Here is a 6,407-nt window from a genome sequence, read left to right on the forward strand (position 1 = left end):
TGGGGAAGAGACAGCTATCAGGAAAGTGAGGCAGACGCTCTATCCCATTCTGCAACGGGTCTTGAACCTATGGAATCCATTTCCCGGAGGTGTTGCCCATGTCCACGGAGAGAACGCTTGCCCGAGGGCTGTATTTCGAAGATCTGGAGGTGGGCTGGAAGGTGCGCACCCCAGGCCGCACGATCACCGAAGCGGACATCGTGGCGTTCGCCGGGCTTTCCGGGGATTACACCCCGCTGCACACGGACGCGGAATACGCTCGGGGCACGATCTTTGGGGAACGGATCGCCCACGGTCTGCTCGGCCTGTCCATCGCCTCGGGGCTGGCCACCCGGCTTGGATTTCTGGAGGAGACCGTGGAGGCTTTCACCGGTCTGGAGTGGAAATTCCGGGCTCCCATCCGCATCGGGGATACCATTCACGCGGAGATCGAGGTGGTCCAGAAGCGATCCACCCCGGATGGCCGGGCGGGCTTCGTGGTGTTTCAGGTGCAGGTTCTGAACCAGCGCGGCGAAGTGACGCAGAAAGGCCAGTGGACCCTGCTGGTTCGTGCGCGGGGGGCTTAAGAGAGAAGTGCTCTGCCAATCCAAGGATCCCGCCGGGATATCGCGCTCTCCGTTTGTCTCAGGTCCGGTCATTCTGGCTGTGGGCTCCTCCCCCCCAAGTGGGGAAGGATATCCCCCATTTGGGGGAAGAGCTTCCACGGTCTGTTATAAATTTTACAAGCGCTATCGCACCGGATATACTTTTTAAAAGCCTCCCCAGAGGGAAAGGGAAAGAGTTTGAGGCTGAGTGGACGTGAGAGAGCGGGGCGTGGGAGGAGCTCCATCAGCCCCTCCAATCTCTCTGGGAAAAAGAATCGCTTTAAGGGGTCGATCTGCCCCTACCAATTCCTAAGGGAGGCCTAGGCCATGCCAAAGCGGTTTGTCTCATGGATGATCGGGGGTCCTCAGGGCAGTGGAATCAACGTGGCCGCGGAGACCCTCGCGAAGGCCTTCAGCCGGGGTGGGCTTTACGTCTTCGCCAACATCGAATACCACTCCAACATCATGGGCAAACACAGCTACTATCGGGTCCGGGTATCCGAGGATCCGATCCACGCTTCGGTCGATGAGGTTCACTTGCTCGCTGCGCTGGATGAGGAAACCCTCTTCGGAGACCACCATCACAACCCCGAGTTCCCCACCCACCATGGCCACGTCCATGAGGTGGTTCCGGGCGGTGGGATCATCTACGACGCGGATCTGGGAGATATCCAGAATCGCCTGAAGCGGGATGATCTGCGCCTTTATCCGGTGCCATATTTTGAGATGATCCGACGGGCGCTGGAGCCCTTCGGCAAGGCGGCGGAATACCGGCAATACGACATCATGCGGAACACGGTGGCCCTGGGGGCTACCCTGGCGGTCCTGGATTACGATTTCGATCTCGTCGCGGAGGTGATCCGCGAGCAGTTCAAAGGGCGTCGGGCCCGGCTGGCAGATCTGAACATTCAGGCCCTGCGGGTCACCTATGACTATGTGCGCGAACAGTTCGGCAACGGCTTCCCATGGAAGGTTCGCAAGCGGGAGCGGCGAGATCAGATCCTGATCCGAGGCGTGCAGGCGGTGGCCCTGGGCAAGCTCCAGGCGGGGCTGGGGGTGCAGACCTATTACCCGATCAGCCCGGCGACGGATGAAAGCACGTATCTGGAGGCCGTCCAGAGCAAATACAACGTGGTGGTCATCCAGACCGAGGATGAGATCTCCGCGATCAACATGGCGGTCGGCGCCGCCCACGCAGGCGCCCGGGCCTCCACCTCCACCGCAGGGCCGGGCTTCGCCCTGATGCCAGAGGGCATCGGGTTCGCGGCCATCACCGAGGCGCCGGGCCTGGTGGTGTTCCTCTACCAGCGCGGCGGCCCCAGCACCGGGTTGCCTACCCGCACTGAGCAGGCGGATCTCGGATTCGCCCTCCACCCGGCCCACGGCGAGTTCCCCCATATCGTCATCGCCCCGGGCGATGTGGTCGAGGCCTTCTACGACAGCTTCGAGGCCTTCAACTGGGCCGATCGCTACCAGATGCCGGTGATCGTGCTGGTGGATAAATACCTGGCTAGCAGCTATATCACTGTGCCCCGCTTCGAAACCCGTCACCTGACGATCGATCGGGGAATTCGCTATCAGCCCGCCGGTCGGCGGGATGGATACCTGCGTCACGAGGTGACCGAAAACGGGATCTCCCCGTGGGTGGTTCCGGGCACCGAGGGGGTGGTTTTCTGGACGACCAGCGATGAGCACAACCCTAAGGGCCACATCTCCGAAGGGGTGGTCCATCGGGTGGAGCAAATGGATAAGCGTATGCGCAAGCTGGAGCTGGCCGCCCGGGAGATCCCGGACAGCAAGAAGTTCACCCTTCACGGCCCGGCGGATGCTCAGGTCACCCTGGTGGGATGGGGGACCACCAAGGGCGCCGTCCTGGATGCCCTGGAGGAGCTGTCGGCCCTGAACGGGCTGACGTTTAACTTCCTGCAGATCCGGATGATGCGGCCCTTCCCGGCCGAGCCGGTGGGGGCGATCCTGCGGCGGGCCCGTCGGGTGATCCTGATCGAGAACAACTACTCCGGCCAGCTGGGGAACCTGATCCGGGAGATGACCGGGTTCCGGATCCCCCACCGGGTGCTGAAATACGACGGCCGGCCGTTCACGGTGAACGAGATCATCGAAGGGGTTCGTCGCGCCCTGGAAAACAACGAAGAGCGGATTGTGATGATCTCCAGCGAAGCCCGAGAGGTGATCCCATGGCCTACGCGGTGAAAGATTACAAAACCGAAGTCTGGGTGGACTGGTGCCCTGGTTGTGGGGATTTCGGGATCCTGAACGCGGTTCATCAAGCGCTGGCTGCTTTGCAGCTCCCTCCGCACAAGGTGGCGGTCTTCTCCGGGATCGGCTGTTCGGGGAAGACGCCGCACTACGTCGGAACCTACGGAGTCCACACCCTCCACGGCCGGGTGTTGCCGGTGGCCACCGGGTTCAAGCTGGCCAACCCCGAGATGACGGTGATCGCGGTGGGCGGGGATGGCGACGGCTATGGGATCGGGGCCGGGTATTTCCTGGCCGCCGGGCGCCGGAACGTGGATCTCACCTACATCGTGTTCAACAACGGCGTCTACGGCCTGACCAAAGGCCAGGCTTCCCCCACCCTGCCCAAGGGCGTGCAGACCAAGTCCCTTCCTGAGCCTAACCTGATGGAGGCCCTCAATCCGATCGCCGTGGCCCTGGGGGCGGGCTACACCTTCATCGCCCGCGGCTACGCCTACGACGTGCGGCACTTGCGGGATCTGATCGTCGCCGCCATCCAGCACCGGGGGACGGCGCTGATCGACGTCCTCCAGCCCTGCCCGACCTACAACAACATCTACACGCGAGAGTATTACAACGCACGGGTCTACAAGCTGGAGGAGGGCGGATACGACCCGGTGGTTCGCGATCCAACCGATGAGAAAGAGATCATCGCCAAGAAGGCGCAGGCCCTTTTGAAGGCCTACGAGAACGGAGATCGCATCCCCATCGGGATTTTCTACCGGGTGGAGCGGCCCACCTTAGAAGACGAGCTGGCGGCTCGCCTCCCACACTGGGGGAAGGCCCTGGCCGATCTGGAGCCGATCTACCGCCGCGATCTCACGCCCTTGCTGGACGAGCTTCGTTAACCTGTCCCGCCAGGGTTTCTGTTCGGAATCCTGAGCCCGAAGAGAGAAAGGGCCGGGGGATGTCGAAGATGTCCCTCCGGCCTTTTTTGATTAGGATTGGGCGTCACACGGTTGGGGGCCGGTCGCGATGAGGCGAAAGTCCCCCTCCCCGGCGGCCCTTTGGACCATGGGGAGAGGGGATCCAAGATTCCTCGAGGGATTCACCGCGTTCGTTCGTGTGGGGGAGGGATCCAAACGCTGAGGGGACCAGAAGGAGCTCCGGTCGGAGATCGGAGATCACTCCACCGCGAGGACGCGGAAGGTCAGGACGCCGGCCGGCGCCTCCACGATGATCACATCCCCCGGCGCCCGGCCCAGCAGCGCCTGGCCCAGCGGCGACTCATAGGAGATCTTGCCCTGGGTGGGATCCGCCTCGGCAGGCCCCACCAGCACATAAGTCTCCGGCGCGCCCCCATCTTCCACGACGGTGACGCGGGACCCCAGGCGCACGCGGCCGTCCTCCGACGGCCGGGTCTCGATCAGGATGGCGCTGTTGAGGATCGCCTCCAGGGTCCGGATCCGGCCTTCGACGAAGGCCTGCTCCTCCTTCGCCGCGTGGTAGTCCGCGTTCTCCGAGAGATCGCCCTGCTGGATGGCGAAGCGCAGGCGTTCGGCGATCTCCCGACGCTTGATCGTGCGCAGGTATTCCAGCTCCTCTTCCAGTTGCCGCTTCCCCTCCGGCGTCAGATACGTCGGCCCAACTGCCGCCATGCTCTTGCTCTCCACAAAGGGGGAGTTCCTCAAGCTCCGCCGTTCCAGGACGGATCTAATTATACCAGCCGGGATGAGGGGAAACAAGTCGAAGAGGCGTCTTCGGAGACCTCCGAGGAAGGGCATAGAGGCCTGCGCTCAATCCCCAGCGGTGGCGGCGCGGAAAGAAATATACGCTTCTCTTTCGACAGAATAAATGGTCGACGGGGCCTTCGGTCGATGCGCATCGCCGATGGAAGCCGGCCTCGCCCCTCTTTCCCCCCTATCGATAGCCCTTCAAGCGGCAGGAGGGCAGGGGAGGAGCGCAATCCATCTCGAAGGGCCAGGGGCTTCGAGGATCGCACTCCAGCGGACGGTGAAGGCCTCCTGTTACAGGATGGTTGCATCGTGTAATCAGACGGTTACCCTTTTGAAGTGCCCGGAAACATAAGGAAATAAACGGGGAGAGCAGGGATTCGAAAGAGGAGATTAAGATAGAGGGTGTTCGGTATGCGCCGCTATGGCGCGGAAGGTAGAGACGCGCAACAGCCCCGTGGCCCTGAAGCGAGCCGTTGCCCTGTTGCCAGCGCGTCCATCTTTCCATCCAGTCGGGAAGTGGAATCTGATTCAGACGGGACAGCCTGTTCCGCCGCCGTCCCTGCGACAGGTTCTCCAACGCCGACGGCGGGGGCTTCTCCCACGCCGCCTTCTGCCTCTCCCACCCTGTCCTCGACTGTGGGTTTGCCTCCTCCGGCCTGCCGCTGGCCGGTCTGGAACACGGTGACCCCTCTCCCTTGCCGGATCTGGCCGTCTGGCGCTGGATGCTGCTCCAGAAGGCGGGGCGGACGCTGCGCCATCTCGCGGATCTGCCCCTCCCTCTCTTCCTGCGGGCGCGTTCGGCCGATGGCCGATGGCTACGGGGCGTGGCGGCCTTCGATTCCCTCTCCGGCGACTCGGAGACGTTCCGCACCTACCCTACGGTCGGGGTTATGGGTGGACCGACAGGGAACCGGCCATCGCTGGCATGGGGCGCCGGAGACGCCGGATGCGCTGAGCCCGGCCACGTTCTCGCCCCCCAGGCCCGACGACCGCTCCGGGCAGGCCCTTCGTTTCCTGGACTGGATCGACGTCCTGGCGCCGTCGGAGGCGACCCCGAAGCGGGCGGTGGGGGGGCCAGATGCCCCGCCGACCCCGCCGGGCCCCCTGTCGATGTTCGGAGGGCAAATCGTGTGGACGAATGATGCGGCGTGGTGCAGGTGGAAGGGCGCTGGCTGCGGCCCCTTGAGGCGACGGCCACCGCCCAGGCTCGGCGCGCCCTCCAGGAGACCGCCCCGTTGGGCCAGCTCGCCTACATCCAAGATGGCGATCTATACGTGAAAGCGTTGCCGGACGGGCCGCCGCGGCGCCTGACGGACGACGGCCGCAACCGGGAGCCCCGGTGGTCGCCCTCCGGGCGCTGGCTGGCCTTCCGGAAAGGGGAAGAGGAGCTATGGGCGATCTCTCCGGAAGCGGGCGTCTCGCGCTGGATCGATCAGCAGGTGGGCGCCTTTGCCTGGTATCCAGTCACCGACACCCTCGCCTACGTGCTCGAGGACCAGATCCTGCACCTGTATCATCCGCCGACGGGGAGGATCGTCGTCCAGTGGCGGGCGCCAACCAGCCGGATCGGCGGCATCGCTTGGCAGCCGGGAGGGCGGTTCCTCGCGATGGAATATGAATATCCCCCCACAGAGGGTCAATCGGGCTCCTGGGAGATCTTCCTGCTCTCCGCCGACGGATCCTCGGCGCAGGTCCTCTTTCAGGGGGATGGCACGATCGCCGGGTGGACGCCGGACGGCCGCTTTTTGTTCCTCTGGAGCGGCCTGCGGTCAGCGCCTTCGATCGCCGTCGACGGCGTACCGGCGTTGACGGTGGCCGCCCCGGCCAGCCCGGGGGGAGGCGCTTCCGCCCGGCTGGTCCTGCCTGCCTTCTCGCTGGCCTATCGGGATTT

General features: G+C 64.1%; 6 protein-coding genes. 5 read left to right on the plus strand and 1 reads right to left on the minus strand.

All coding sequences use genetic code 11. From position 1 onward, the window contains the following. Positions 1–98 precede the first annotated feature (98 nt). The 3 genes from NZM16_RS13245 (at position 99) to NZM16_RS13255 (ending at position 3,688) form a co-directional block, all read left to right on the plus strand. On the plus strand, positions 99–566 hold the full coding sequence (locus NZM16_RS13245; RefSeq protein ID WP_295453777.1) for a MaoC/PaaZ C-terminal domain-containing protein: 468 nt from the start codon (positions 99–101) through the stop codon (positions 564–566). A 345-nt stretch (positions 567–911) separates the two neighbouring features. Continuing rightward, complete coding sequence (locus NZM16_RS13250; RefSeq protein ID WP_295480820.1) at positions 912–2,795, plus strand: 2-oxoacid:acceptor oxidoreductase subunit alpha; 1,884 nt, start codon at positions 912–914, stop codon at positions 2,793–2,795. Next, the gene (locus NZM16_RS13255; RefSeq protein WP_295453835.1) at positions 2,780–3,688 is read left to right on the plus strand and encodes a thiamine pyrophosphate-dependent enzyme; all 909 of its coding nucleotides are present in this window, start codon (positions 2,780–2,782) and stop codon (positions 3,686–3,688) included. Before NZM16_RS13250 ends, NZM16_RS13255 begins: the two co-directional genes overlap by 16 nt. Before the next feature lie 276 nt (positions 3,689–3,964). On the opposite strand, the gene greA is transcribed toward NZM16_RS13255, so the two are convergent. After that, positions 3,965–4,438 (minus strand): transcription elongation factor GreA, encoded by a 474-nt coding sequence (greA, locus tag NZM16_RS13260; RefSeq protein WP_295480822.1) that lies wholly within the window; start codon positions 4,436–4,438, stop codon positions 3,965–3,967. A gap of 773 nt (positions 4,439–5,211) precedes the next feature. Here greA and NZM16_RS13265 point away from each other — a divergent pair. Continuing rightward, on the plus strand, positions 5,212–5,658 hold the full coding sequence (locus NZM16_RS13265; protein WP_295480824.1) for a hypothetical protein: 447 nt from the start codon (positions 5,212–5,214) through the stop codon (positions 5,656–5,658). A 9-nt stretch (positions 5,659–5,667) separates the two neighbouring features. Further along, on the plus strand, positions 5,668–6,407 hold a 740-nt coding region (locus tag NZM16_RS13270; RefSeq protein ID WP_295480826.1), incomplete at its 3' end, for a hypothetical protein.

This window comes from Thermoflexus sp. (assembly GCF_025055495.1).
Taxonomy (GTDB): Bacteria; Chloroflexota; Anaerolineae; order Thermoflexales; family Thermoflexaceae; genus Thermoflexus.

Coding starts and splice junctions, on each gene's coding strand:
- NZM16_RS13245 (WP_295453777.1), top strand. CDS start 99: ATGTCCACGGAGAGAACGCTTGCCCGAGGGCTGTATTTCGAAGATCTG.
- NZM16_RS13250 (WP_295480820.1), top strand. CDS start 912: ATGCCAAAGCGGTTTGTCTCATGGATGATCGGGGGTCCTCAGGGCAGT.
- NZM16_RS13255 (WP_295453835.1), top strand. CDS start 2,780: ATGGCCTACGCGGTGAAAGATTACAAAACCGAAGTCTGGGTGGACTGG.
- greA (WP_295480822.1), bottom strand. CDS start 4,438: ATGGCGGCAGTTGGGCCGACGTATCTGACGCCGGAGGGGAAGCGGCAA.